At 62.4% G+C, this 24,500-nt stretch carries 28 protein-coding genes, 1 tRNA gene and 1 riboswitch; of the genes, 16 read left to right on the forward strand and 13 right to left on the reverse strand.

What is annotated here, in order from left to right; all coding sequences use genetic code 11:
• The first annotated feature begins 53 nt into the window (after positions 1 to 53).
• Entirely contained in the window at positions 54 to 251 is a 198-nt protein-coding gene (locus tag M0639_RS17800; protein ID WP_003941659.1) for a hypothetical protein, read from the forward strand.
• A 131-nt stretch (positions 252 to 382) separates the two neighbouring features.
• Complete coding sequence (locus M0639_RS17805; protein ID WP_231915100.1) at positions 383 to 1,006, forward strand: HAD family hydrolase; 624 nt, start codon at positions 383 to 385, stop codon at positions 1,004 to 1,006.
• A 72-nt stretch (positions 1,007 to 1,078) separates the two neighbouring features.
• On the opposite strand, the gene M0639_RS17810 is transcribed toward M0639_RS17805, so the two are convergent.
• Positions 1,079 to 1,151: transfer RNA gene (locus M0639_RS17810), tRNA-Asn, on the reverse strand.
• A gap of 136 nt (positions 1,152 to 1,287) precedes the next feature.
• Here M0639_RS17810 and M0639_RS17815 point away from each other — a divergent pair.
• Positions 1,288 to 1,539: a hypothetical protein gene (locus tag M0639_RS17815; protein ID WP_003941570.1), complete on the forward strand. Its 252-nt coding sequence runs from the start codon at positions 1,288 to 1,290 to the stop codon at positions 1,537 to 1,539.
• Between the two features lies 1 nt (position 1,540).
• Here the strand turns inward: M0639_RS17815 and dnaG are convergent, their stop codons facing one another.
• On the reverse strand, positions 1,541 to 3,460 hold the full coding sequence (gene dnaG / locus M0639_RS17820; RefSeq protein ID WP_030536590.1) for a DNA primase: 1,920 nt from the start codon (positions 3,458 to 3,460) through the stop codon (positions 1,541 to 1,543).
• Positions 3,461 to 3,598: 138 nt separating this feature from the next.
• On the opposite strand from dnaG, the gene M0639_RS17825 reads away from it, so the two are divergent.
• Entirely contained in the window at positions 3,599 to 5,083 is a 1,485-nt protein-coding gene (locus M0639_RS17825) for a serine/threonine-protein kinase (RefSeq protein ID WP_231915099.1), read from the forward strand.
• Positions 5,084 to 5,096: 13 nt separating this feature from the next.
• On the opposite strand, the gene M0639_RS17830 is transcribed toward M0639_RS17825, so the two are convergent.
• Both M0639_RS17830 and M0639_RS17835 read right to left on the reverse strand, forming a co-directional pair.
• Positions 5,097 to 6,395 (reverse strand): deoxyguanosinetriphosphate triphosphohydrolase, encoded by a 1,299-nt coding sequence (locus M0639_RS17830; protein WP_003941643.1) that lies wholly within the window; start codon positions 6,393 to 6,395, stop codon positions 5,097 to 5,099.
• Positions 6,396 to 6,400: 5 nt separating this feature from the next.
• A complete protein-coding gene (locus M0639_RS17835) occupies positions 6,401 to 7,090 on the reverse strand; it encodes a YdcF family protein (RefSeq protein WP_007731109.1) in 690 nt (229 codons plus the stop codon).
• 69 nt (positions 7,091 to 7,159) lie between these two features.
• Here M0639_RS17835 and M0639_RS17840 point away from each other — a divergent pair, with 69 nt between their 5' ends.
• Both M0639_RS17840 and M0639_RS17845 read left to right on the forward strand, forming a co-directional pair.
• Positions 7,160 to 9,226, forward strand: a complete 2,067-nt coding sequence (locus M0639_RS17840) for a TPM domain-containing protein (protein WP_064074758.1) — start codon at positions 7,160 to 7,162, stop codon at positions 9,224 to 9,226.
• A 99-nt stretch (positions 9,227 to 9,325) separates the two neighbouring features.
• The gene (locus M0639_RS17845; protein ID WP_003944487.1) at positions 9,326 to 10,063 is read left to right on the forward strand and encodes a polyprenol monophosphomannose synthase; all 738 of its coding nucleotides are present in this window, start codon (positions 9,326 to 9,328) and stop codon (positions 10,061 to 10,063) included.
• Here M0639_RS17845 and M0639_RS17850 read toward each other — a convergent pair.
• Entirely contained in the window at positions 10,038 to 10,844 is an 807-nt protein-coding gene (locus M0639_RS17850) for a helix-turn-helix domain-containing protein (RefSeq protein WP_064074759.1), read from the reverse strand. The genes M0639_RS17845 and M0639_RS17850 overlap by 26 nt on opposite strands.
• Positions 10,845 to 10,982: 138 nt before the next feature.
• Here M0639_RS17850 and M0639_RS17855 point away from each other — a divergent pair, with 138 nt between their 5' ends.
• Entirely contained in the window at positions 10,983 to 11,348 is a 366-nt protein-coding gene (locus M0639_RS17855; RefSeq protein WP_064074760.1) for a nuclear transport factor 2 family protein, read from the forward strand.
• Between the two features lie 48 nt (positions 11,349 to 11,396).
• Positions 11,397 to 11,888, forward strand: a complete 492-nt coding sequence (locus tag M0639_RS17860) for a MepB family protein (RefSeq protein ID WP_054781578.1) — start codon at positions 11,397 to 11,399, stop codon at positions 11,886 to 11,888.
• Here the strand turns inward: M0639_RS17860 and M0639_RS17865 are convergent.
• Positions 11,863 to 12,444, reverse strand: a complete 582-nt coding sequence (locus tag M0639_RS17865) for a dihydrofolate reductase family protein (protein WP_064074761.1) — start codon at positions 12,442 to 12,444, stop codon at positions 11,863 to 11,865. The genes M0639_RS17860 and M0639_RS17865 overlap by 26 nt on opposite strands.
• A 94-nt stretch (positions 12,445 to 12,538) precedes the next feature.
• Positions 12,539 to 13,930: a glycine--tRNA ligase gene (locus tag M0639_RS17870; protein ID WP_064074762.1), complete on the reverse strand. Its 1,392-nt coding sequence runs from the start codon at positions 13,928 to 13,930 to the stop codon at positions 12,539 to 12,541.
• A gap of 198 nt (positions 13,931 to 14,128) precedes the next feature.
• On the opposite strand from M0639_RS17870, the gene M0639_RS17875 reads away from it, so the two are divergent.
• Both M0639_RS17875 and M0639_RS17880 read left to right on the forward strand, forming a co-directional pair.
• A complete protein-coding gene (locus M0639_RS17875) occupies positions 14,129 to 14,512 on the forward strand; it encodes an ArsR/SmtB family transcription factor (protein ID WP_003944457.1) in 384 nt (127 codons plus the stop codon).
• An 11-nt stretch (positions 14,513 to 14,523) separates the two neighbouring features.
• Positions 14,524 to 14,955 carry a Fur family transcriptional regulator gene (locus M0639_RS17880; protein ID WP_003944514.1) on the forward strand — a complete coding sequence of 144 codons (432 nt, stop codon included), beginning with the start codon at positions 14,524 to 14,526 and terminating at the stop codon, positions 14,953 to 14,955.
• A gap of 5 nt (positions 14,956 to 14,960) precedes the next feature.
• Here M0639_RS17880 and M0639_RS17885 read toward each other — a convergent pair whose 3' ends face one another.
• The 3 genes from M0639_RS17885 to recO are packed head-to-tail and all read right to left on the reverse strand — an operon-like array spanning position 14,961 to position 16,970.
• Entirely contained in the window at positions 14,961 to 15,383 is a 423-nt protein-coding gene (locus M0639_RS17885; RefSeq protein ID WP_019749000.1) for a YbjN domain-containing protein, read from the reverse strand.
• Complete coding sequence (locus M0639_RS17890; protein ID WP_003944543.1) at positions 15,380 to 16,198, reverse strand: isoprenyl transferase; 819 nt, start codon at positions 16,196 to 16,198, stop codon at positions 15,380 to 15,382. Before M0639_RS17890 ends, M0639_RS17885 begins: the two co-directional genes overlap by 4 nt.
• Positions 16,155 to 16,970, reverse strand: coding sequence for a DNA repair protein RecO (gene recO, locus M0639_RS17895; RefSeq protein ID WP_029255636.1), 816 nt, complete (start codon positions 16,968 to 16,970; stop codon positions 16,155 to 16,157). The genes M0639_RS17890 and recO overlap by 44 nt, the downstream gene beginning before the upstream one ends.
• Before the next feature lie 96 nt (positions 16,971 to 17,066).
• Between recO and M0639_RS17900 the strand changes: the two genes are divergently transcribed.
• Positions 17,067 to 17,816: a TetR/AcrR family transcriptional regulator gene (locus M0639_RS17900; protein ID WP_064074763.1), complete on the forward strand. Its 750-nt coding sequence runs from the start codon at positions 17,067 to 17,069 to the stop codon at positions 17,814 to 17,816.
• Here M0639_RS17900 and M0639_RS17905 read toward each other — a convergent pair.
• Positions 17,813 to 18,802, reverse strand: coding sequence for an AurF N-oxygenase family protein (locus M0639_RS17905; RefSeq protein ID WP_003944493.1), 990 nt, complete (start codon positions 18,800 to 18,802; stop codon positions 17,813 to 17,815). The two genes, M0639_RS17900 and M0639_RS17905, sit on opposite strands and share 4 nt — an antisense overlap.
• A gap of 103 nt (positions 18,803 to 18,905) precedes the next feature.
• Positions 18,906 to 19,346, reverse strand: coding sequence for a DoxX family protein (locus tag M0639_RS17910; RefSeq protein ID WP_064074773.1), 441 nt, complete (start codon positions 19,344 to 19,346; stop codon positions 18,906 to 18,908).
• Between the two features lie 138 nt (positions 19,347 to 19,484).
• A riboswitch (TPP riboswitch) is annotated at positions 19,485 to 19,578 on the forward strand.
• Here M0639_RS17910 and M0639_RS17915 point away from each other — a divergent pair.
• Both M0639_RS17915 and M0639_RS17920 read left to right on the forward strand, forming a co-directional pair.
• Positions 19,569 to 20,360 (forward strand): 3-oxoacyl-ACP reductase, encoded by a 792-nt coding sequence (locus M0639_RS17915; RefSeq protein WP_064074774.1) that lies wholly within the window; start codon positions 19,569 to 19,571, stop codon positions 20,358 to 20,360. Its footprint overlaps the riboswitch before it by 10 nt.
• On the forward strand, positions 20,360 to 21,640 hold the full coding sequence (locus M0639_RS17920; protein ID WP_064074764.1) for an LLM class flavin-dependent oxidoreductase: 1,281 nt from the start codon (positions 20,360 to 20,362) through the stop codon (positions 21,638 to 21,640). The genes M0639_RS17915 and M0639_RS17920 overlap by 1 nt, the downstream gene beginning before the upstream one ends.
• Here M0639_RS17920 and dinB read toward each other — a convergent pair.
• Positions 21,637 to 22,935: a DNA polymerase IV gene (gene dinB / locus M0639_RS17925; RefSeq protein ID WP_082893225.1), complete on the reverse strand. Its 1,299-nt coding sequence runs from the start codon at positions 22,933 to 22,935 to the stop codon at positions 21,637 to 21,639. The genes M0639_RS17920 and dinB overlap by 4 nt on opposite strands.
• Before the next feature lie 121 nt (positions 22,936 to 23,056).
• Here dinB and M0639_RS17930 point away from each other — a divergent pair, with 121 nt between their 5' ends.
• From M0639_RS17930 to M0639_RS17940, 3 genes are read left to right on the forward strand one after another with little or no spacing between them, the layout of a single operon-like run.
• On the forward strand, positions 23,057 to 23,518 hold the full coding sequence (locus M0639_RS17930; protein ID WP_007731082.1) for a MarR family winged helix-turn-helix transcriptional regulator: 462 nt from the start codon (positions 23,057 to 23,059) through the stop codon (positions 23,516 to 23,518).
• On the forward strand, positions 23,515 to 24,075 hold the full coding sequence (locus tag M0639_RS17935; protein WP_231915098.1) for an alcohol dehydrogenase catalytic domain-containing protein: 561 nt from the start codon (positions 23,515 to 23,517) through the stop codon (positions 24,073 to 24,075). Before M0639_RS17930 ends, M0639_RS17935 begins: the two co-directional genes overlap by 4 nt.
• On the forward strand, positions 24,072 to 24,494 hold the full coding sequence (locus M0639_RS17940) for a zinc-binding dehydrogenase (RefSeq protein WP_231915097.1): 423 nt from the start codon (positions 24,072 to 24,074) through the stop codon (positions 24,492 to 24,494). The genes M0639_RS17935 and M0639_RS17940 overlap by 4 nt, the downstream gene beginning before the upstream one ends.
• Positions 24,495 to 24,500 lie beyond the last annotated feature (6 nt).

The raw sequence follows: 24,500 nt of genomic DNA on the forward strand, positions 1-24,500 counted from the left end.
GCGCGATGAGCCGATACCGTGGGAGTGCACACCCCACGGAACAGGATCACCACATGAAGCTTGCACTGACCGAATTCAAGAACTCGAAGGCCACGATCCGGATCATCATGTCCGACGGCGCGAAACTGAACGGCACCGTCACCGATTTCACCGAAGACACTCTCGTTCTCAATTCTCCGAATGGTGTCTACTACATCAACCCCAGCCACATCATCCGGCTGTTCGAGCCGTCGGATCGCGCAGCGAAGTAGGCGCACCGGTCAAACAGTTCGACGGTTCCACCGAAAGCCCGACGCAGACACTTGCGTCGGGCTTTGGTGTATCTGTCGCCAATATCTTCGCGTCGCGTTCACGGGTGCTGATGCCGCCTATCCTCTCCGACATGGCGAACGACAGCGGACCACCTGAACTCGTGTTGTTCGACTTGGGCGGTGTGCTGTGTCGATTCGAGCCTGACCGTCGCGCCGCAGAACTGGCTGCGGCCATCGGCGTCACGGAAGACGAGATTCATGCCCTCGTGTTCGCGTCCGGGTTCGACCAGGAATGCGATCTCGGCATTCACTCCGAAACCGCGATCCTGGAACGCTTTCGACGACTCGGGTTTCCTGGTGACCGCGACGAGCTACGCCGAGCCTGGGCCAAGGCCTTCATCCCGGACCGCGCGGTCATCGATCTCGCAATCGCGCTTCGAAGCGAGGGGGTCGTGGTCGCCACACTCTCCGACAACGGACCTGTTCTCTTGGCCGCCATCGAGAGTGTCGTAACTCCATCGGCAATCGACGAGCATGTTTTCTCCTGCATGCTCGGAGCTACCAAACCCGACCCTGCGGCCTTCCTGGCTGCGCTGGAGTTTCTCGATGCGCGTCCACAGCAGACCTTCTTCGTCGACGACAACCCGGTGAACGTCCTCAGCGCTCGACGGCTGGGAATTCGCGGCGAACAAGCAAACAAGGCGGCAGACGTCGAATCGGCACTTCGATCGGTGGGTCTGCTGCGAGCGCACTAGGTCAGACAAAAACAAGGTCAGACCACAACAAGAAAGCCCCCCACCCGATTTCTCAGGTGAGGGGCTTCACTGCTCCCCCGGCTGGACTCGAACCAGCAACCGTCCGATTAACAGTCGGAAGCTCTGCCAATTGAGCTACAGGGGATTGTCTTGCTCGCTTCGCCCGTTCCGGCGTTGCCTGAGAAACTGTAGCGAATCCTTCACCGAAGTACCAAATCGCCTGCCCAGCGAGTCATCAGGCAGGATGGAGTCAGGACGATCGGTGCTGGAGGGAAGCAGGAATGATGCGTTTGTTGATCGGTGTTGCAGCTGGGTACGTCCTGGGAACCAAAGCGGGCCGCGCACGATACGAGCAGATCAGCCGGGCCGCGAAGGCGGTGGCCACCAGTCCGGCCACCAAGAAGGTGTTGGACGCGTCACGGCAGAAGCTGGCCGACTCACTGAGTACTCAGCCCAAGCTCGAGCCGATGAAGCCGATCAACGAGGAGACTACGATTCTGGTCCCCCACGACCAGTTGAAGAAAAACCGTTAGGTCAGACGCTTTGGTCGCCGACAGCCTGCTCACGCAGCTGTCGGCGATACTGCTCCAGCGCCACGAGGTCGCCGAACAGTGAGTTGTACTCCTCGGGGGCTGCAGCAGGTGAAACGCGCTGAAGCTTGGATTTGAGGTCGGCAACCTGCTCGCCCACCCACGCTTCCTGCAGTCGTGCGAGCACTCCGTTGATGTAGCGCGGAACCGTGTCTTCGTCACACGGCATCGGTTCGACGGCCAGCTCAGATACAACCGAGGCCACCGTCATGTCTTCGACGCCCTTGGTGACGACTTCGATCCACTCGGCGCCGCCGAGTCCCTTGCTCGTTCCACCGGCGTCAGCCATTGCCTGTCTGATGACAACGTAGGCGGGGTGGGTGAACGTCTCGGGCGGCAACGAGTCGAAGACACTGCCGGCGATGCCAGGGTGCTGCAATGCGGCCTTGAGGACAGCTCGCTGCGTCGAGAGCGCGGGATCGTTGGGCCGGGGCCTGGAGATTCCGATCGGCAGCGCAAGCGCATCGGCAGCAGGTTGGTCGACAACCTGACGACGCTTGGGCGCCGGTGACGATCCACGCGTCGACGCCCGTTTGCGAGCTTCGTCACGCACGCGTCGTCGAACCGACGGAAGATCGTCCCAACCGACCCATCCGCACAACAGATTCGCGTAGCTGTCGCGCAGAGTTGATTCCTTGATCTGCGCAACGACGGGCACGGTACGACGCAGTGCCTCGACACGACCTTCAGCGGTCTCCAGATCGTGTTCGGTGAGGATGGACTTCACCACGAACTCGAACATCGGAGTGCGCCGTGCCACGAGGTCGCGAACGGCGGCGTCACCAGACTTCAGTCGCAGATCGCACGGGTCCATTCCGTCGGGCGCGACGGCGACGAACGTCTGCCCGGCCATCTTTTGATCACCCTCGAACGCCTTCATCGCAGCGGCCTGCCCCGCGGCATCACCGTCGAAGGTGTAGATGATTTCACCGCGAAAGTAGCTGTCGTCCATCAGGAGTCGACGGAGCATCGCAAGGTGCTCCTCACCGAAGGCGGTCCCGCACGAAGCGACGGCGGTCTTGACGCCGGCCAAATGCATCGCCATGACGTCGGTGTAACCCTCGACGACTACCGCCTGGTGCCCCTTGGCGATGTCGCGCTTGGCGAGGTCCAAGCCGAACAAGACCTGAGACTTCTTGTAGAGAATCGTTTCCGGCGTGTTGACGTACTTACCCGGCATGGTGTCGTCGTCGAAGAGCTTGCGGGCACCGAAGCCGATGACGTCACCGGCGACGCTGCGGATCGGCCACAGAAGTCGGCGATGGAACCGGTCGATCGGACCTCGCCGGCCTTCTTTGGACAGCCCGGCTGCTTCTAGTTCCTTGAACTCGAAGCCCTTGGACATCAAGTGTTTTGTGAGAGTGTCCCAACCTTCTGGCGCGTATCCACACCCGAACTGCAAGGCCGCGGCACCGTCGAAGTTTCGCTCGGTGAGGTAGTCGCGAGCCGCCTGGGCATCGGGTTCGCGCAGACGAGCGGCGTAGAACTCCTGAGCCGCAGCGTTTGCTGCGATCAAGCGTGCACGGGTGCCGCGATCGCGCTGAACGGACGGTCCGCCGCCCTCGTACGAAATCGTGTAGCTGAGTCGATCCGCCAACTGCTCGACGGCCTCTACGAAGCTGATGTGATCCATCTTCTGCAGGAACGAGTACACGTCACCACCCTCACCGCAGCCGAAGCAGTGGTAGAGGCCGTGGTTGGGTCGCACATGGAACGACGGCGACTTCTCGTCGTGAAAGGGACACAGACCTTTGATCGAATCGCCACCGGCACGCTTGAGTGAAACGTATTCACCGACGATGTCCTCGATGCGAGTGCGTTCGCGAATGGCCGCGATGTCTCTGTCAGAAATTCGGCCCGCCACGTACATCAGTCTAGGCGGTCGCCCGGCACCTCCTGACAACGATATGTTGATGGCCGACTCTGCACCGCAGCGATGGGACCGACGATGACTGAAAACGCCTCGAGCGCGCACGAAGGGCGATCAGGAACCTGATTCGGCGTGTACGAGTTGCGTAGCCTCCTCGGCCGAGGCGGAATGGGTGAAGTGTACGAGGCGTACGACACCTCGAAGGATCGCCTGGTCGCACTCAAGTTGCTCCATCGAGAGCTTGCGGCCGACCCGTCATTCCAAGCTCGTTTCCGCCGAGAATCTCGCACCACCGCCGCCCTGAACGAACCGCACGTGATCCCGGTGCACGACTGGGGCGAGATCGACGGAGTTCTCTTCATCGACATGCGATTGGTCGAAGGTCATACGTTGCGAGCCCAGTTGACCGAATTCGGCCGACTCACGCCTGTACGAGCCGTCGACATCGTCTCGCAAATCGCGTCGGCGTTGGACGCCGCCCATGCCCGCGGGCTCATCCATCGTGACGTCAAAGCAGACAACATCATTCTCACGAACAACGGCTTCGCCTACCTCGTCGACTTCGGAATCGCATACTCACAGACGGACACGAAGATCACCACCGAGGGAAGCGCAGTCGGTTCGTATGCATACATGGCGCCGGAGCGGTTCGGAATCGAAACGCCGACGGCCGCAGCGGATGTCTATTCCCTGGCTTGTGTTCTCTACCAGTCCCTCACCGGAACAACGCCTTTCAACACCACAAGCATCGGCCATCTCGTCAATTCGCACCTGAACGCTCCGCCGCCGCGCCCCACACTGGCGGTTCCGTCGCTCCCGCAAGGCCTTGACGCCGTCGTGGCTCGCGGCATGGCAAAGGATCCCGCACACCGCTATCCGACTACGGGAGCGCTCGCACTCCAAGCGCGGCAGGCCCTCTCTACGACCCACACCCCCGGTGCCGCCGGCGGATTGCAACCCACGATCGTCGGGCAGCCCACCTACACCACGGCGAATCCCGCTCACGGGAACTACACGCACATCGTGACAAAGACCAAGCGAAACCGAGCACCGATCGCGATCGGTGCGGCTGGAATTGCACTCGTTCTGGCCGCAGGAGGCACAGCGGCCTGGGTGACGCTGGGGAATTCGGGCCCCGAATCACCAACCGCTGCAGCAGCTTCCACCGCCACGTCGGCACTGGCACCCATTCAGGATCCGGTCAGAACGCCGATGCTCGAGCCGCTACCCACCGCCGGACAGCAGGCAACCACGACCACGCGGGCGCCGAACTCCGCCACGAAGAACGGCGATCTCGGGGTGAGCAAGCCGATCACCGTCCCTTCGTGCAAAGGAACCGGAATCGTGGTGTTGGCCAATGCCACCGATCCGGCAACGTACGCCAGCGAGATCCAGAACTACCTCGACGCGTTCCCCGGCTCGAAATACCTACGCACAGACCAGTCCTGCCCGTCACTGCGTCAAGTCTCCGATTCGGGGACGGCGATCTACACGGTGTATCGCGAATCCGGGAACACCGAGTCGAAGATCTGCAAGGACGTTCGCGCAGCAGGTGGCGACGCTTACGGCAAGTGGCTCGATACCACTACCGACCCGTCGACGCGGATGACTTGCTGAGGGCGTAAGTGGCTCAGCCCCAGCTGGCCTGCGCGCCCAGGCTCGCTTTGTCCACCCGTTCCAGCCGACTCTCCGTGTACGACGCGATCTGATCCACCACCACCCGGACCCGGGCACCGTCGTCCGCGGCGCGTTCCCACGCGGGCAGCAGGATCGGATCGAGCCCGGCCGGCGCAGTTGCCAGCAGCCATTCCGCGACGCGATGAACACGATCACGCTGCCGATCCTGGCGCGCCTTGTGTCCGGCGTCGGACATCACGTAGTACAGCGCCACGGTCTTGAGCAACGCCACCTCGGATGCGACGGCCTCGGGTATGTCGAGGTCGGCTTGATAGCGCGAGAGGGGTCGGTCACCGTGTGTCAGCCGGGTGCTGGCGATCGCCGCGGTGGCGAAGCGTCCCACCAATTCACTCGTCAGATTCTTCAATGCGACGGAACTCCCTAGCGTTCCGTCGAAACTTCCGACCCCGCGTACGACGGGGAGTTCGGACAGCCGTTGGGCGGCTTCGATCAGATCGTCGACTACCAATCCGCGAAACTCGGAGGCCCCGAGCTCTGCCAGTGCGCGCTGCTCGGACGGATCGGCAAGCGAGCGAAGGTCGATGCGGCCTGCGATCACCCCGTCCTCCACGTCGTGCACGGAATAGGCGATGTCGTCGGCCCAGTCCATGACCTGAGCTTCCAGGCATTGCCGTCGCTCGGGCGCTCCCTCGCGAACCCAGGCGAGCACCTCTGCGTCGTCGTCGTATGCCCCGAACTTCGCGCCGGGCTCAGGGCGTGTCCAGGGATACTTGATGGCTGCGTCGAGCGACGCCCTGGTGAGATTGAGGCCTGCGCTCAGACCGTCGGGGCGCAGGATCTTGGGTTCGAGGCTGGTCAAGATCCGCAGATTCTGCGCATTGCCCTCGAAACCTCCGCAGTCCTTGGCGACTTCGTCGAGGGCCTTCTCGCCGTTGTGACCGTACGGTGGGTGCCCGATGTCGTGCGCGAGACCGGCGAGGTCCACCAGGTCCGGATCGCAACCGAGTCCGTCGGCGATCCCTCGCCCGATCTGTGCGACCTCCATCGAGTGCGTCAACCGCGTGCGAGGTGTGTCACCGTCGCGCGGGCCGACAACCTGGGTCTTGTCGGCCAAGCGCCGCAAAGCCGCGGAGTGTTGGACACGCGCCCGATCTCGCGAGAAGTCCGAACGATGCTGCGCCGCTGCGATCTGCGAACCCGGCAACCCCGCTCGCTTCGGCGCCTCGACGACACGACGTTCGAGGTCGTGTTCGGAGTAGGTGCCGCCTCCGTAGGTGGTGTGAGCTGTCATGGTCTCTATTGCCCTGCCGTGTAGGGGAAGTCTGCCGAGAAGTGCGTGAGCTGATACCAGAGCAGCGCGCCGGTTTCGCGAGCGATTCCGTGCAACTGGGATTCGCGGGTGAAGACAGCCGGGCCCTGACGAGTAGGTGCGGTCCACGCCTGGAGTCCTGTGTCGCGGGCCATCGTCCGCGTTCGCAAGGAGTGCCACGGGTCACTGACCAGGACAGCGGAATTGATTCCCTGCGAGGACATCTCGGCACTGACTGCGTCGATGCTGAGCAGTGTGTCCGAACCGGTCTCCACCGCGGTGATCGCACTCGAAGGAATTCCGCGATCGGTCAGATACATCTTTCCCGACGCCGCTTCGGTGTACTCGTCGCCTTCTTGTTTACCGCCGACAGTGATGATCTGCGGAGCCACTCCGCGCTTGTACAGCTTGTACGCCTGCTCGAGTCGGGCCTCGAAGACGGATGACGGAGTGCCGGAATACTGAGCCGCGCCCAGAACGACTATCGCGTCGGCCGGCCGCGTGTCGTCGATGCGCGCCACCTGCCACACCCGGAACGCAGTACCCCCGACCAGAACCACGGCCATCAACACGGCACCGGCGATCAGTCGGCGCGTCCAGCGAGCCAATCCTGCCCCGAAGCCGCCCGCCCGTGAGGGTGATGGGTCGTGGGGGCGGTTACCGAAAGCAGGTTTCACTCCCGCAATTCTGCCAGTTCGCGGCGATCACCTCCGATGCCGACGCGCCACAACGGATAGATTTGCGTCATGGCCCTCGCACCACACTTCTCGCAGTTGTCCTCGGTAGAGCAGAGTCGGACAATCACCCGACCCGTTCGGCGTCGGGGAAGCGCCGCCGCCGTCGCTGCGATTTTCGCTCTGCTGGCGCTCGTCTTCAGTCCTGCGCTCGCCTCGGCAGACGCCCCGATGGTGTTGCCGAATCACATCACCGACACCTCCGGGGTCCTCGATTCCGGGCAACGCAGCGACATACAAGCCGCGATCGATCAACTCGGCGAGGACCACCAGATCGATCTGTGGGTCGCGTTCGTCCCCGATTTCAACAACCTGGGTGGCCAGGCGTGGGCACAGCAGACAGCCACGAAGTCGACGCTGAGCACGAAGTCCGTCCTGCTTGCAGTTGCCACGGCAGAGCGTGCTTACTACCTCGATGTGCCCGCTGAGCTGAGCAACATCACGGATTCCGACATCGAATCGATCAATACCGACGCGGTGGAACCGGCTCTTGCCGAGGATGATTGGACCGGCGCGGCAATTGCCGCAGCCGGCGCACTCGGCGACGCGAACAACACGAGCGGCGGAATGGGAGTCGGAACACTCCTCATCGCGGGCGGCGCTGTGGTGGTCGGGACGGGCGGTGTGGTCCTGTACTCACGTAAGCGCAAGAACGACAAGAACAAGGCAAGCGTCGAAGCCGCGAAGAACATCTCCCCCGACGACATCGCCAGCCTCAACGCACTCCCGCTGCCGACGCTCGACGAACGCGCGAAGGAGATCCTCGTCGAGACGGACAACGCGATCGCCGGCAGCCAGGAGGAGCTCGATCTGGCCCGCAGCGAGTTCGGAGATTCCGCCGTCGCACCCTTCTCGGCAGCATTCGACAAGGCCAAGGCCACCCTCGCCGAAGCCTTCGCGATCAGGCAGCGACTCGACGACGCCATCCCGGAAACTCCCGATCAACGCCGACAGATGCTGATCGACATCATTTCCTCGTGCGGTCGAGCCGACCAAGAACTCGAAGCTCGCGTCGAGGAATTCGACGGACTACGCGACCTTCTCATCAACGCCCCCGCCCGCCTCGATGCGTTGACGCAGAGTGTTGTTTCTCTCAGCGTGCGCTTGCCCGAATCCGAGGCGATTCTGACCAAATTGAAGGATCAATTCCCCGCGCCGACGCTGGCATCGGTCGTGAACAACGTCACGATGGCGAGTGAGCGCCTGACGCTCGCCGAGAAGTCGATCGAGGAAGGACGAGACGCGACGGCACTGCCGGCCGGTAAGCAAGGCGCTGCCGTCACTGCGATTCGCACGGCCGAAGCCGCCCTCGATCAGGCACGCAAGCTACTCGACGGCGTCGATCACGCCGCCGACGACATCCGAAACGCCATCGCGACACTTCCGTCCGCGATGGACGACGTCCAGCAGGGCATCACCGCTGCAGACGCTTACCTGGCGCAGGGCGGGCAGAAGTTGGCGGACGCGAAGGCCGCGGCCCAGGCAGCGTTGGCGAATGCTCAGACGTCGAAGGACAGCGATCCGCTGACAGCCTTCAACCAGATCGTCGCGGCCGACGCCCAACTCGACGCGCTTCTTGCCGACGCTCAGGAGCAGAAGCAGCAGCTCGAACGTGCACAGCAGCGCCTCGCCCAGGACATTCTGGCCGCACAGGCTCAGGTGACCGCTGCAGGCGACTTCCTCGGAACCAGGCGCGGCGCGATCGGAGCGGAGGCGCGCACTCGCTACGCCGAGGCTCAGCGGCACCTGCAGGCGGCCCAGCAATTGCAGGCCTCGGATCCGTCGAAGGCGCTGCAACACGCCCAGGCCGCGACCACCTTGGCGACGCACTCACTTCGCGCCGCGCAGAACGACGTCAACACCTGGGAAGCAAACCAACGACCCCGTGGCGGCGGTGGCGATGCGACAGGAGCGATCCTCGGCGGCATCCTGATCAACAGCATTCTGCGAGGTGGCGGAGGGCCCCGTTCGTACGGCGGACCGAGCAGCAGCGGACGCTCCGGTCGCGGTGGCGGCGGCGGTGGTTTCGGCGGCGGGGGCGGCGGCCGAACCAGTCGAGGCGGCGGCGGCCGGTTCTGACGGATCCCGTCGAGGTAGTAAAATCCCTACTTTGTTCACGACCGCACTCGTCGTACGCTTCATCCGGCAAGTCGGGATCACAGATCATACGAAGGTGTTATGGAAAGCGTCGCCCCGCAGATAACCGTCGTTGTACCTACATACAACGAGCGTGAGAACCTGCCAAAGCTCGTCGATCGCCTCGCCGCGTTGAAGATCCCGAACCTGCACGTCCTCGTGGTGGATGACAACTCCCCCGACGGAACGGGTGAGGTTGCGGACAAGTTGGGTATCGACGGTCCCATCCCGGTCGGAGTGCTTCACCGCACGGTCAAGGACGGACTCGGCCGTGCTTACGTCGCGGGCATGAGCCGGGCTCTGGCGGAGAACGCAGACATCGTCATTCAGATGGACGCTGATCTCTCGCACCCGTCCGAAGCGATCCCCGCCATGATCGAGATCCTCACCACTACCGATGCGGCAGTCGTTCTCGGCTCCCGCTATGTCGAAGGCGGCGCAGTCGCCGGCGACTGGCCGTGGCACCGCAAGGCTTTGTCCGCCTGGGCGAACTTCTACGTCAACGCCATTCTGCGACTGCACGTCAAGGATGCGACCGCCGGCTTCAAGGCGTGGCATGCAAAGACCTTGCGCGACATCGACGTCGAATCGGTGCAGAGCAACGGCTACGCGTTCCAGGTCGAGATGAACTACCGAGTTGTTCAGCGCGGCATGAAGATCGCCGAAACGCCCATCCGCTTCGAGGAGCGCACCGAAGGCGTCTCCAAGATGAGTCTCTCGGTTCAGTTGGAGTCTGCTCTGGTGCCGTGGAAGCTCAAGTTCGGCAAGAAGTCCCTGTGACCTCGGCGGCCGATCGAAAGTAGTCGGCCGTCTGCGTGTCCGACGGGTAGAACGATTCGATCGCAATCTCTGCGAGCGTGACGTCGCGCGGCGTACCGAACACGGTGGTGGTGCTGAACATCGCCAGTTCGGTATCGCCGACGCGTACACGCAACGGAACCAGCAGGGAATTCGGGCGGTCGTCGTGCCAGTCTCCGCCGCTGGGATAGGCGCGCAGCTCGTCGAGCATCGACGACAGCTGCGCATCCGCACTGACCTCCACTTCCCGAGCCAGCCTTGTGAGCAGGTGGGCCCGCCACTGCGCGAGGTTCACGATCCGCGGCGCCATGCCCTCGGGATGCAAGCTCAGACGCAATACGTTCACCGGTGGTTCCAGGAGGAAATCAGCGGCGCCCGCGGTCAAAATTCCCACGGCCTGGTTCCCGGCGACCATCTCCCACTGCTGATCGACCACCACGGCCGGATACGGGTCATGCGCGTCGATGATGCGATCGATGGCCTCACTCACCGCTGACATCGGCGCTTCTGCCAACGACTTCTGCGAGTACTCCGGCGCGTGGCCACTTGCCAGCAGAAGCGTGTTCTGTTGTCGTAGAGGAACATCCAGACATTCGGACAGGTGAAGAATCATGTCCCGGCTCGGCTTGGAGCGGCCGGTTTCGATGAAGCTCAGATGCCTGGTCGACACTCCTGCCGCCGCCGAGAGTCCCAACTGAGTGAGCCTTCGCCGCTCCCGCCACCGCTTGAGTTCGGAGCCCACGTCCATCGTCTCGAAGGTCATTCTTTCAAGTTAGCGACCCGAGGTAGCCGAGGCCATGACCTCAGAGGTAATCGACCCGACGCAGTTTCGGAGTAACAGTGGTCTCAGCCGGCGAGGCCGCCGGACATTCACCACCGGAAACTGATCAAGGGAGCGACCATGAGCGACTTCGACGCAATCGCCGACGCCTACATCGACATGTGGAACGAAACCAATACCACCGCCCGTAAAGCACGGGTCGAGCAATTGTTCGCACCCGGCGGTCGCTACACCGATCCGCTCGCGGACGTCACCGGACACGATCAGATCGACGCGATGATCAACGCTGTGCAGCAACAATTTCCGGGCATGCACTTCACCCTCGTCGGACCTGTGGACGCGCATCACCGACAGGCCCGATTCGGTTGGGCTCTCGGCCCGTCGGGGGCCGAGTCACTGATCGACGGATTCGACGTACTCGAACGCGACGACGACGGCCGGGTGACGCTTGTCCTCGGGTTTCTCGACAAGGTGCCTTCGGCCTGAATCGGGACTACCACCGACAGCGTTCGTCACGAAGGTTGTCGGTGGTTCGTGGCATCATCGGTGCCGATGAACGCCGACGGATTTACCTGGTCCACACCGATTCCCGAGTCCGAGGGTGCTGAGTACGACGCTCACACGCTGACCGTCAACGGCCTTCCCACCGTCTATCGAACCGCCAAGACGACGCCGACCAAGCTCGGTCAGTTCGTCACACTGTGGCGCCGTTCCGAGGCCGGGCCCATCCGCCCATTCGACGCCAGCGACCGCGTGATGCTGTTCGTGGTGAAGGTATACGACGAAGAGCATTCGGGGCACTTCGTCTTTCCCGTCGAAACCCTCGTCGAACACGACATCGTCTCGACGAACTTCTCCGGCGGTAAGCGCGCTGTCCGGGTCTATGCACCCTGGGTTACGCCGACCAGCGCGCAAGCAGTCAGAACTCAGCGCTGGCAGATCCGGCATTTCGGCGAGTTCCCTGATGTACTCAGCTCGACTGTGTTCAGCTCAACTGTGTTCAGCTCAACTGATACGTCGCGATGATGACGCCTGTTGTCGTGGGGACGCTGTCGGTGAGGGTGAACTGAGCGAGCGCAGCTCCGTCGGGGAACAATCTGCGCCCGGTTCCGAGAACCAGCGGATGTATCAGCAGAGTGTAGGTGTCGACGAGACGTCGCTCGGCCAAGGACGTGATCAAGTCGCCGCTGCCCAGAATCACCAGATCCGGGCCCTCACTTTCCTTGAGCGTGGCGACCGCTTCGGCGGCATCACCTTTCAACAAGGTCGAGTTCTTCCACGGCAGCGGTTCACCCAAAGTCCTTGACGCTACGTACTTCTGCGTGTTGTCGAGCACCTCGGTAAACGGATTGTCGGTCTGAAACGGCCAGTACGAGGCGAAGTTTTCGTAAGTTCTGCGACCGAACAGCAACGCCGATTTCTTCGCCATCCCCTCCCCCATCTTCTGCGCCATGACGGAATCGTTGAAGGGTGCTGCCCACCCACCGTGCTCGAATCCGCCACGACGGTCCTCGTCCGGCCCACCGGGCGCCTGCATGACACCGTCGAGAGTCACGCTGTTGGTCACGCTGAGTTTTCTCATAACTTCGATCCTGCGCCTGAAGGACCATCGGGGAAAGAGAAAACGGGCGGTCCTTCTCGATTGAGAAGGACCGCCCGTCAGCTTCGAACGAGAATCAGGAGCCGATCAGCCGTGCGGCCAGGTAGCTTTCCACCTGATCGAGGGCGACGCGTTCCTGCGCCATGGAGTCACGCTCACGCACCGTCACAGCCTGGTCTTCGAGAGTGTCGAAGTCGACCGTGATGCAGAACGGTGTGCCGATCTCGTCCTGGCGACGGTAACGACGACCGATGGCGCCGGCGTCGTCGAACTCGACGTTCCAATTCTGACGCAGCTGCGCTGCAAGATCTTTGGCCTTCGGCGTCAGGTCCGCGTTACGCGAGAGCGGCAGAACGGCAGCCTTGACGGGAGCGAGTCGGCGATCCAGGCGGAGCACTGTGCGCTTGTCGACGCCGCCCTTGGAGTTGGGCGCCTCGTCCTCGGTGTAGGCGTCGACCAGGAAGGCCATCAGCGAACGCGTGAGACCGGCCGCCGGCTCGATGACGTACGGCGTGTACCGCTCGCCCGTCGTCTGGTCGTAGTAGTTCAGCTCGGTGCCCGAATGCTTGGAGTGCGTCGAGAGATCGAAGTCGGTACGGTTCGCGATGCCCTCGAGCTCGCCCCATTCGCTGCCCTGGAAGTGGAAGCGGTACTCGATGTCGGTCGTGCCCTTCGAGTAGTGCGAAAGCTTTTCCGGCGCATGCTCGTACAGACGCAGGTTGTCCTTGTTGATACCGAGGCCGGTGTACCAGTCAAGGCGGTAGTCGATCCAGTACTGATGCCACTGCTCGTCCTCGCCCGGCTTGACGAAGAATTCCATCTCCATCTGCTCGAACTCGCGGGTGCGGAAGATGAAGTTGCCCGGGGTGATCTCGTTACGGAAGCTCTTGCCGATCTGACCGATCCCGAACGGCGGCTTCTTACGCGAGGTGGTCAGCACGTTGGCGAAGTTCACGAAGATGCCCTGTGCGGTCTCGGGGCGCAGGTAGTGCATGCCCTCTTCGCTCTCGACGGGGCCGAGGTACGTCTTGAGCATCATGTTGAAGTCGCGCGGCTCGGTCCACTGGCCGACGGTGCCGCAATCGGGGCAACCGATGACATCCATCGAGACGTCGTCCGGGTTGGCGAGCTTCTTCTTCTCCGCGTACGCCTCCTGCAGGTGATCCTGACGGTGACGCTTGTGACAGTTGAGGCACTCGACGAGCGGGTCGTTGAAGACACCGACGTGACCGGACGCGACCCACACCTCGCGGGGCAGAATCACCGACGAGTCGAGGCCGACAACGTCCTCGCGGCTGGTGACCATGTTGCGCCACCACTGGCGCTTGATGTTCTCCTTGAGCTCGACACCCAATGGGCCGTAGTCCCATGCGGACTTGGTACCGCCGTAGATCTCACCGCACGGGTAGACCAGGCCTCGCCGCTTGGCGAGATTGACAACGGCTTCGATCTTGGACTTGGGTGCCACTCGATTGCTCTCCATCTGGGTAATAGATGCATGATTTTCGTGCGCTTTTCGCACCATCAGCCTATCTGGCGGCTGCCACGCACTTCCGTCCAAGGTTGACATGCATACTTGTGCATATCAAAATGAAAGTGATTTGCAATAATGTGGTGAGATGGCTATGCCCGGACATCATGATCTACCCCTCGAAGGAGCCTCGCTGTGAGCATTGCGGATACCGGCGATCTCCACAAAAGCCATGATCATTCCGACCTCGGACACACGCACGACCCGTTCGAAGCCGCACCGCCCGCGCCCGTGCCGCCCAAGGAAACCCTGGCGGCAGCCGGCGAAATTCTGCGGGCGCTCGCTGCACCCGTTCGGATCGCGATCGTGCTTCAGTTGCACGAGTCGGAGCGTTGCGTTCACGAACTCGTCGGAGCTCTCGGTGTCACTCAGCCACTCATCAGCCAGCATCTGCGCGTACTCAAAGCAGCGGGCGTCGTCCGCGGCGAGCGCAACGGACGAGAAGTTCTCTATCGACTCGTCGACGATCACCTTGCACACATCGTCGTCGACGCTGTCGCCCACGCCGAAGAAGGATGAGATTCCACCGCATGAACACCCCGGGCAGTACGACCTCGAAACGTGGACCGGCCACAGTCGGCGTTCGTTCCACGAAACAGCGCAGCGCCATCTCCGCCCTGCTCGACGACATCGACGAATTCAAGTCGGCACAGGAATTGCACGACGAACTGCGCAAGCGAGGTGAAGGCATCGGCCTGACCACCGTCTACCGCACGCTGCAGGCACTCTCCGACGCCGGAACCATCGACGTCCTACGCACCGACACAGGTGAGTCCGTCTACCGACGCTGCTCCTCCGGGCACCACCATCACCTGGTGTGCCGCAACTGCGGATTCACCGTCGAGGTCGAGGGCCCGACGGTCGAGCAGTGGTCACAGACCATCGCCGAGGACAACGGTTTCACCGAAGTGAGTCACACCGTCGAGATCTTCGGCACCTGCCGCGACTGCGCCGCCGCCTGAGAGCGTCAGGGAATCAAACCCTGCCGGGCGGTATCGGCACCGGTGAGCGCCAGTAGCAACATCGTGGTCAGTGCCTCGTCGTCCAGTCCGGCGGCAGGGAACGTGTAACGCAGGATGACGTCCGCCAGACTGCCGTGGCCGAACACCGCGATGGAGCCGAATTGGATGGTGCGATTCCGCTCGGCCACCTTGCGATGCAGTGCCGCGCTCACCGGTCGGTCCCATGCGAGAACACACGTCATGGACAGCACGTCCAGACCCTCGGACAGATTCATCGCCTGGATGGAACACAGCGCGCCGGAGTACTGGAAACCCAGTGATCCGTCGGCAGCCACATCGACCGTCACGAAATGCGCCAGCGAGGCGGCCGCGCGTTCTTGTAGGCGGGCTGCTTCGTCGGTGGTGTCGGTCATGTTCTCCCCTGTCATTTGACGCCACCGAATCTACGGTCACGTGAGGCGTACTCGACGCAGGCGGCCCAAAGGTCGCGGCGGTCGAAATCGGGAAACAGCTTCTCCTGGTACACCATTTCGGCGTAGGCGGATTGCCAGATCAAGAAATTGGACGTCCGCTGTTCCCCCGACGGACGCAGGAAGAGATCGACGTCGGGCATGTCGGGTTCGTCGAGGTACTTGGCAACCGTCGCCTCGGTGATCTTGTCCGGATTGATCTCACCGGCCGCGACACGCTTCGCGATTTCCTTTACCGCATCGGCAATTTCGGCCCGGCCGCCGTAGTTCACACACATGGTCAAGTTCATGACGGTGTTGTTCTTGGTCAGTTCTTCGGCGATCTCGAGTTCCTTGATCACGCTGGCCCACAGGCGTGGCTTACGACCGGCCCAGCGAACACGCACACCCATTTCGTTCATCTCGTCGCGTCGACGGCGGATGACATCACGGTTGAAGCCCATCAGGAATCGAACCTCGTCGGGACTGCGCTTCCAGTTCTCGGTGGAGAAGGCGTAAGCGGAGAGCCACTCGACACCCATCTCGATGCACCCGCAGACGGTGTCCATCAGGACAGCTTCGCCGCGTTCGTGCCCGGCGGTTCGGGGCAGACCGCGCTCCTGCGCCCATCGTCCGTTGCCGTCCATCACCAAAGCGACGTGGCGCGGGATCAGTTCGGTCTGCAGGATCGGCGGGGTCGCCCCGGACGGATGTGGGTCCGGTGGTCGGATCACCCGGTCAGCAGCAGAATCAAGCGGAGTTCGCGGTTCGCGTCGTCGAATCACGTGTTCCATCCTGCCTCACGGGCAAGTCGACCTCGACGGCTGCATGCGGCCTCGAACGCTCGATCAGCGGCAACGTCCGCAATTGGCGCTCGAGATGCCACTGCAGGTGTGCCGCGACCAGTCCGCTGGCTTGCGTCCGCAGCGTCGCGGGCGCCGAATCGGTACCCTCCCACTCCCCTCGGAGCAGGGCTTCCATCAAGTCGAGCACTCCGGGCGACGGCGTCGCAGCACCCGCCGGGCGGCAATAGGTACACACGGCTCCGCCTGCGGCGACATGAAAGGCCCGGTGCGGTCCAGGAGCACTGCAGCGGGCGCACTCTTCGAGGGCAGGCGCCCAACCCGCATAGCCCATGGCTCTCAACAAGAACGCGTCGAGCACGAACTCGACCGGTCGTGCCTGCTCGGCGATCGCACGCAGTGCTCCCACCGTCAATCGCTGAAGCTGCGGGGCCGGCGCGCGTTCCTCGCCGGCCAACCGCTCGGCAGTTTCGAGTACGGCGCAGGCCGTGGTGTACCGGCTGTAGTCGTCGACGATGTCGGTGGCGAATGCGTCGACCGTCTGCACCTGAGTGATGATGTCGAGATTCTTGCCCGGAAGTAGTTGCACGTCGATGTGAGCAAACGGTTCGAGTCTGGCACCGAATTTGGAGGTGGTTCGGCGGACACCTTTGGCCACGGCACGTACCAACCCGAACTGACGGGTGAGCAACGTGACGATGTGGTCGGCTTCGCCCAGTTTGTGCAGGCGCAGCACCACCGCCGTGTCTCGATACAACCTCACTCGACCAGTGTCCCACGTTGTACCGACGACCGATCCCGATGCCGCGCCCGATGACAAGTCGGAAACACGGCAGGTCCGTCCGGATAGACTGGCGCGATGCCGAGCGACGCAATTGTGCAACCTGTCACTGCAGAGTTGACCGGTCGCGAAGCGCGGTGGGAGCGACACAACTCCGAGCGTCAGAAACGGATACTCACCTCGGCGGTCGAACTGATCGAAGAGCGTGCGGCAGGTGCCGAGGTGTCCGTCCAGCAGATCGCCGATCGTGCCGGCCTCGCCAAGTCGGTGGTGTACCGCCAATTCAGCGGCCGAGACCACCTCGATCGACGAGTGCGAGCGTTCGTGCTCGGCCAATTTGCGGCGGCCCTGGATGCTTCGATGAGCATTTCGGTAGGCACTCTCGACCAGATCCTGACCCGAACCATCAGCGCCGTCGCCGAGTGGATCACCGAGCATCCGCGGATTCACGAGTTCATGGGTACCGGCCCCACCGACTACGACGACGAGAGCATCGACGCGATCAGCAGTCTGAAGGCCACAATCGCCGACTCCGCCCGCACCACTATCACCGAAGTCGGTCGATCCGTGGGGATCGACTCCTCACCCTTCGATTCACTACCGTTCGCAGTGGTGACAATGGTCGAGGGCACGCTCACCCACTGGGTCCGAAGCACCGATCCGAAACCGAGCCGCGAAGAGATCGTCGCCGACCTCGCGAAATACACCTGGTACATGTTCGACGGCGTTGCCCGCTCGAGCGGACTACAGATCGATCCCCATGTCGAATTGTCCACGCTCATAGCCGAGCTGGTGTCCTCCGACGGAGGAACTTCGCGGCTGGACTAGATCCGGGTCTTGTCGGAACGCTTCGGCTCGCCGCGGTAGCGGGCGTAGTCGCCGTCGATGCGCAGCTTTCGCCACGCACGCTTCGACACCGGATTCATCAATCCGAGTTCGTCTGCCAGGGCTCGCATTTCGCCGAAGTAGTTACCCAGGATGCGGCGTGAATGCGGGCTCCCCCAGAAGGCGCTCTTCATCACCTCGTCCGGGATTCCGAATTCTTCGGCGAATTCCTTTGGCGGTGACATGATTTCACCCGCAAGCCAACGCATCGCGCCGGGGAAGGCGACCGATGTGATGGCTCGACTCGTACGACTGAGTCTGGGGACGTGATTGCGCAGGAACTCGTGAGCAAACGAGATGTGTCTCGCTTCTTCGGCGATGTGGATCTCCATGGTGCGGAGCATCGCCGGCGGCGTGTCCTTACCCTCACGGATGAGATCCTTCTGGAAGTGGTCGATCGGTTCTTCACCAGCCAGAATGCCGATGAAGAAGATGACCGGGAACTTTGCTCCCAGCACTCCGATGATCGGCGACAGTCGCCGGAACATCGGACGCATACCCGGCACGTCGATGTCCATGCGATTGACGAGTTCCTGGAACATCTGGATGTGATTGCACTCTTCGGTCATCTCGTGCAGGCAGTACCGGAACTCAGGCGACTGGTTGGGTAGCGCCATGATGTATTGCAGCATTCCCCGGATCAAGATGCTCTCGAAGGCCGAACCCACCTTGGTCACGTTCGCCTGACGCCACATTCCCATGGCGATTCGACGCTCCAACGACTGATCCTGGTACCACTGCGTCGCCCCGAGGGGGTCCGACACGGACGAGAGCACCCATCTCGGATCATGCGGATCGATCGCGAACTCTGGTGAATCCCAGTCGATGTCGAGATAGGGATCGAAACTGCGGGCAACTGAGCCCTCGGACAAAGTCTGCAGTACCTGGTGGTACGGCTTTTCCACTTCGATCGACGCTGACCGAGCCATCGGTGTCTCCTCACGGCCAGTCCGTCGATTGCAGTCGACGGACTTGAATGAGGTCAAACATAATGGGACACCGCGTCCCACGCAACCCCCTCGGGGGCCTATTTCAGGCCCGACGCAGCGGGATGATCTCGCGAACCTTCTCGTCCCGGAGATACAGTCCCGCCCACATGACGATTCCGGTGTAGACGGCAAACAGGGTCGTGCTCAGCAGAGGCTGTTCAGCTCGAAGGTTGGTCAACACCGCTCCCCCCAGGTAACCGGTGAGCAGAATCGCGCCGAGTATCGACGTTTGCGGAATCACGTACAGCGCAAGGCAGATCAGTTGCACCACCCCAGCCGTCAATGCCAGCGAGTCCGGCAACCCAAGTTCAGCCGACGCATCCTTGACTGTCTGAAGGTTGAGAATGTGAATGATGCCGTCGAAGAGCATGAAAACGACGAACAGCCCACTCAGGACGTATCCGAGCTTGCGAGCCGTGGCCGAAGGTGTCGTCGTCGTGGCGTTACCGGAAACAGTTTCGTTGTGGACGGGCTGGGTGGTCATCGGAATCTCCTGGGGCGAAGGCGAGCGGCCGGTTGCCACTTCGCTTGCAATTACGACTCCCGAGCGATCGAAAACTCATCGCGCCGGCCGTTACAACGCACCCGGCGTTCAGGACGATTCACCTCACGTGGTCTGATGGACGGTGACACGGGGTGCCGAAAAAGTCGGCTGAGATCAGACCCGATGAACCTGACCAGTTAGCACTGGCGGAGGGATGTCGACATGACCGAACAGCAATTTCAGCGCGCACTCAGCCTGGACGAGCAGATCGTTCTGATCACCGGTGGCGCCCGCGGGCTCGGCGCCGCACTGAGCCGAGCATTCTCCCGCTCGGGCGCCCGCGTAATCGTGAACTACAACAAGAGCCGCGATGCCGCCGAGGCCCTGGTCGCCGAACTGGGTGAGGATCGCACCTTCGCAGTCCAGGCGGACGTGACGGACCGCAGTTCCGTCGACCAGTTGTTCTCCGCTGCACGCGAGAGATTCGACGCACCGATCTCGACCGTGGTCGACAATGCACTGGTCGACTTCTCGTTCAACGGCGATGCACGGCCGAACGCGGACACGATCACCTGGGCCGACTTCGACTCTCAACTACGCGGAGCTGTTGCCGGAACACTCAATACCACCCAGGCAGCGCTACCAGGCATGCGCGAACTCGGCTTCGGCCGAATCATCACTGTCGGAACCAATCTGGTCCAGAATCCGGTAGTTCCGTACCACGACTACACCGCTGCCAAGGCCGCACTGTTGGCACTGACACGGACGCTGTCCGCCGACCTCGGTCCGGACGGGATCACAGTCAACATGGTCTCGGGCGGCTTGCTCCGCACCACCGATGCGAGCGCCGCAACACCGGAAGCCGTCTTCGACATGATCGCGGCAAGCACTCCCCTGCGCCGAGTCACCACGCCGGACGAATTTGCCGACGCTGCACTCTTTTTCGCCTCACCATGGTCACGGGCCGTGACCGGTCAGAACCTGGTTGTCGACGGCGGACTCGTCAAGAACTGATGGGCGCACAGCTGCGGATAGGTGCGTTCCTGCTCGGGTGCGGACATCACAGTGCGGCATGGCGTCATCGCGACTCACCGGTCGAAAGTCTCGGCGACATCACGTATTACGAGTCGCTCGCCCAGATCGCCGAACGCGGCAAGCTGGACGCCGTCTTCTTCGCTGACGGTCACAGTGTTCGCGAACCCGAGTCGGGTGCGTCGTGGTTTCTCGAGCCGATCACCGCATTGACTGCCATGGCACGAGCGACAGCGGACATCGGCCTGGTGACCACCATTTCCACCACTTTCTACACGCCATTCCACGCGGCACGACTGTTGGCCTCGCTCGACCACATCAGCGGCGGACGGGCCGGCTGGAACGTCGTGACCTCGATGTTCGACCAGGAGGCGCGCAACCACGGACTCGAGGCGATGCCCGATCACGCCTCCCGATATGAACGAGCCGACGAATTTGTCGAAGTGGCCCTCGCATTGTGGGATTCGTGGTCGGAAGACGCGCTGATCCTCGACCGGGCGGGACGTTTTGCCGACGCAGGCAAGATTTCTCGCATCGATCACGACGGCAAGCATTTTCGTGTCGACGGCCCGTTGACGGTTCCTCGATCCCCGCAGGGCAGACCGGTTTTGTTTCAGGCCGGGGCGTCCGAGCAGGGTCGCGATCTGGCGGCGCGTCGCGCCGAGGCAATCTATTCGGTTGCCTACGACTTACCCAGCGCACAGGCCTACTACGCGGACGTGAAATCGAGAATCGAGCGAGCCGGCCGGGATCCGAGTTCGGTCGCCGTGATGCCGGGACTGGTCACCTACGTCGGCAGCACCGTCGCCGAGGCCAGGGCGAAGAAGGCCGAACTCGATCTCCTGCTGCCCACCGAACAGTCGATACGCCAACTCTCGTTGTTCACCGGACAGGATTGCGAGAACTGGGATCTCGACGGGCCCGTGCCCCCGTTGCCTCCACTCGAAGCGTTCACCGGGCCGCAGGGCCGCTACGCCACTATTTTGCGGATCGTCGAGAAGGACGCACCGACTGTGCGGGAACTCCTCGGGACGCTCGCTGCGGGTGGTGGTCACGCAACGATGATCGGAACACCGGAGTCGATTGCCGACGAGATGGGATCCTGGTTGAACGGCCGCGGTGCCGACGGTTTCAATCTGATGCCGCCGACCTATCCGCAGGGCCTGGAAGATTTTGTCGATCACGTGATTCCAGTGCTGCAGGCGCGTGGGTTGTTCCGTCGCGAATACGAGGGAGCGACTCTGCGAGAAAACCTCACCTAGTCCGGCAGTAGCGGCACCGACAGATCCGGATCGCGTCCCAGGAGCACTCCCCTCGTGAGGGCCGCGGAGCCGAACTTCTTCCGGACACTGTCCATTGCCGAGTCGAGGGCGGCAGTGTCCGGACCCGCGAATCCTGGACCGTCGAAGGGCAATTCGAGTTGTTCGGCGCCGTCCCGATCCAGGTTGGAGACAGCGACACCGATCAACGTGATGCCCTTGTCCGCGATCATCGGTATCGCTTCGTCCAGCAGCACCATCGAGACGCTCAGCAATTCCGCTGTGTCGGCGGTGGACCGGCGCAGCGTGTGAGATCGAGTTGCCCGCGTGAAATCCGCGAAGCGGAGCCGGAGCGTGACCGTGCGCCCCGTCCGCTGCGCCGAACGCATGCGTCGACTGACACGGTCGACAAGGGACATCAACGACGCATCGAGTTCTGCGCGGGGATGGGATCCGCGACCCAGCGCATGCTGAGCACCCATCGAACTGCGGCCACGATAGGCGCGGACGGGGCGCGGATCTCGATTGTGTGAGAGTGCGTAGAGATGGCGACCGGCGCCGCCCCCGAGAATCGAGACGATCGAGGATTCGTCGTGCCGAGCGATGTCACCCACCGTCACGATGTCGAAGTTTCGCAGCTTCTGGGCCGTGATCTTGCCGACGCCCCACAGCTTCTCGACCGGCAAGGGATGCAGGAACTCGGTCTCGCCCTCCGGCGGCACTCGCAGCAATCCGTCGGGTTTCGCGAATGCACTGGCGACCTTGGCCAGGAACTTGGTGCGTGCGATTCCGACCGTGATCGGTAGTCCGACCTGCTCGGCCACATCGCGTCTGAGGTTGGCTCCGATCTGCAGCGGGTTTCCCACGATCTTGGCGAGCCCGCCGACCTCGAGAAAGGCCTCGTCTATGGAGATTCCTTCGACCAGCGGCGACGTGTCGTGAAAGACGTCGAACACGTCTTTGCTCGCCTGCGAGTACGCCGACATTCGCGGAGGGACAACTATCGCCTGAGGACACAGTGATCGGGCCTGACCACCGCTCATGGCTGTGCGAACCCCGAACGCCTTGGCCTCGTAGCTTGCCGCCAAGACCACCCCACCACCGACGATGACCGGCCTGCCGGCCAGAGTCGGGTCGTCGCGTTGCTCGACTGATGCGTAGAACGAATCGAGGTCCGCATGCAGGATTGTTGCGTCACCTGTGGACCGACTACCGCCAGAATGATTACCGCCGGAACGAGCACCGCCAGGGTGATTACCTGGCGTTTCTTGATCCAGCGATTCATGCGACACGAACATATGTTCCCATGCGCCACCGACACAATGAAAGGCCGCAAATAGATTCCATGGAATTAATCACGAATCGGGCGTACGGTGAGAAAATGATTCCACGGAATGCATATCGGTTCGGAGTCTGCTCTTGACCAGATCAGCCCTGAGCAGGCACTTCGACAACCTCGTCCGCTTCGAAACCGAACTGTGGACGGCCGTCGACCAGCGACTCCGAATCGAGCACGACCTGCCACTGAGTCGATTCGAGCCGATGCAGATCATCGACAGGCTCGGCTCCTGTCGGGTCTTCGACATCGCCGAGGCCCTCGCGATCACCGTCGGTGGCACGAGCAAGCTGGTGGATCGAATCGAAGCGGCTGGACACTGCCGTCGAAAATCCAATCCCACCGACAAACGATCCTCACTCATCGAGTTGACTCCCGAGGGCAATGAGCTGTTGCGGCGGGCGAAGGCAACGTTCGACGGCGAATTGGAGCGCCGTCTCGGTTCCGTGCTGACGCCCGACGCTCTCGATCGATTCGGCGCCACACTGGCCACGCTGCGTGAAGCCAATCGAAACCTGACACCGACCACGAAGGAAAAAGCATGACCGACACAATGCGCGCAATCGTGCTCGACGCCCCCGGCCCGCCAGAAGCATTGACTATCAGAGTGATTCCGATACCCGTGCCGATTGCGGGCTGGGTACTGGTCCGGGTGAAGGCTTTCGGCCTCAATCGATCCGAACTTCACACCCGCCTCGGCCTCGCCGAAGGCGTGACATTCCCGAGGGTGCTGGGCATCGAGGCCGTCGGCGAAGTGGTGAACTGCCCCGGCGGGGAGCTCACCGAAGGCCGGCAAGTCGCCGCCATGATGGGTGGGATGGGGAGGACGTTCGACGGCGGTTATGCCGAGTACACGTGCGTTCCCGTCAGTCAGGTCGTTCCCTTCTCGAGCGAACTGGACTGGTCGACAGTGGGAGCTGTTCCCGAGATGCTGCAGACGTCCTACGGCTCGCTGACGGTAGGACTGGACGCGAAATCCGGTCAATCCCTGTTGATCCGGGGAGGAACCTCCTCGGTCGGCATGGCAACCGCAGTCCTGGCGAAGCAGTGGGGACTCACTGTCCTTGCGACCACCCGAGATGCGAACAAAGCGTCGAATTGACCGCGATCGGGGTTGACCACGTTATCGTCGACGACGGTGCTGTGGCCGGCCAGGTTCGAGACATCCTCCCGGGCGGTGTTGATCTGGCCCTCGAATTGGTCGGAACACCAACACTTCCCGACACGTTGCGCGCGACCCGCGTTCACGGCACCGTGTGTTTCACGGGAATGCTGTCCAACGAGTGGACAGTCAAAGACTTTTATCCGATCGACTACATTCCACGCGGAGTGCGATTGACCTCGTACGGTGGGGACGCGTCCGACCTGCCTGCCGGCGTACTGCAAGACTTCCTCTCCGCTGTGGCGTCAGGCGAGGCGGTGGTACCGATCGACGAGGTGTTCGCGTTCGAGGACATCGCGCGAGCACATGCCAAGATGGAAGCCGGTACGGCACGTGGCAAATTGGTAGTTGTGCTCTGACCTGGC

The sequence above is a fragment of the Rhodococcus qingshengii JCM 15477 genome (genome assembly GCF_023221595.1).
Taxonomy (GTDB): Bacteria; Actinomycetota; Actinomycetes; order Mycobacteriales; family Mycobacteriaceae; genus Rhodococcus_F; species Rhodococcus_F qingshengii.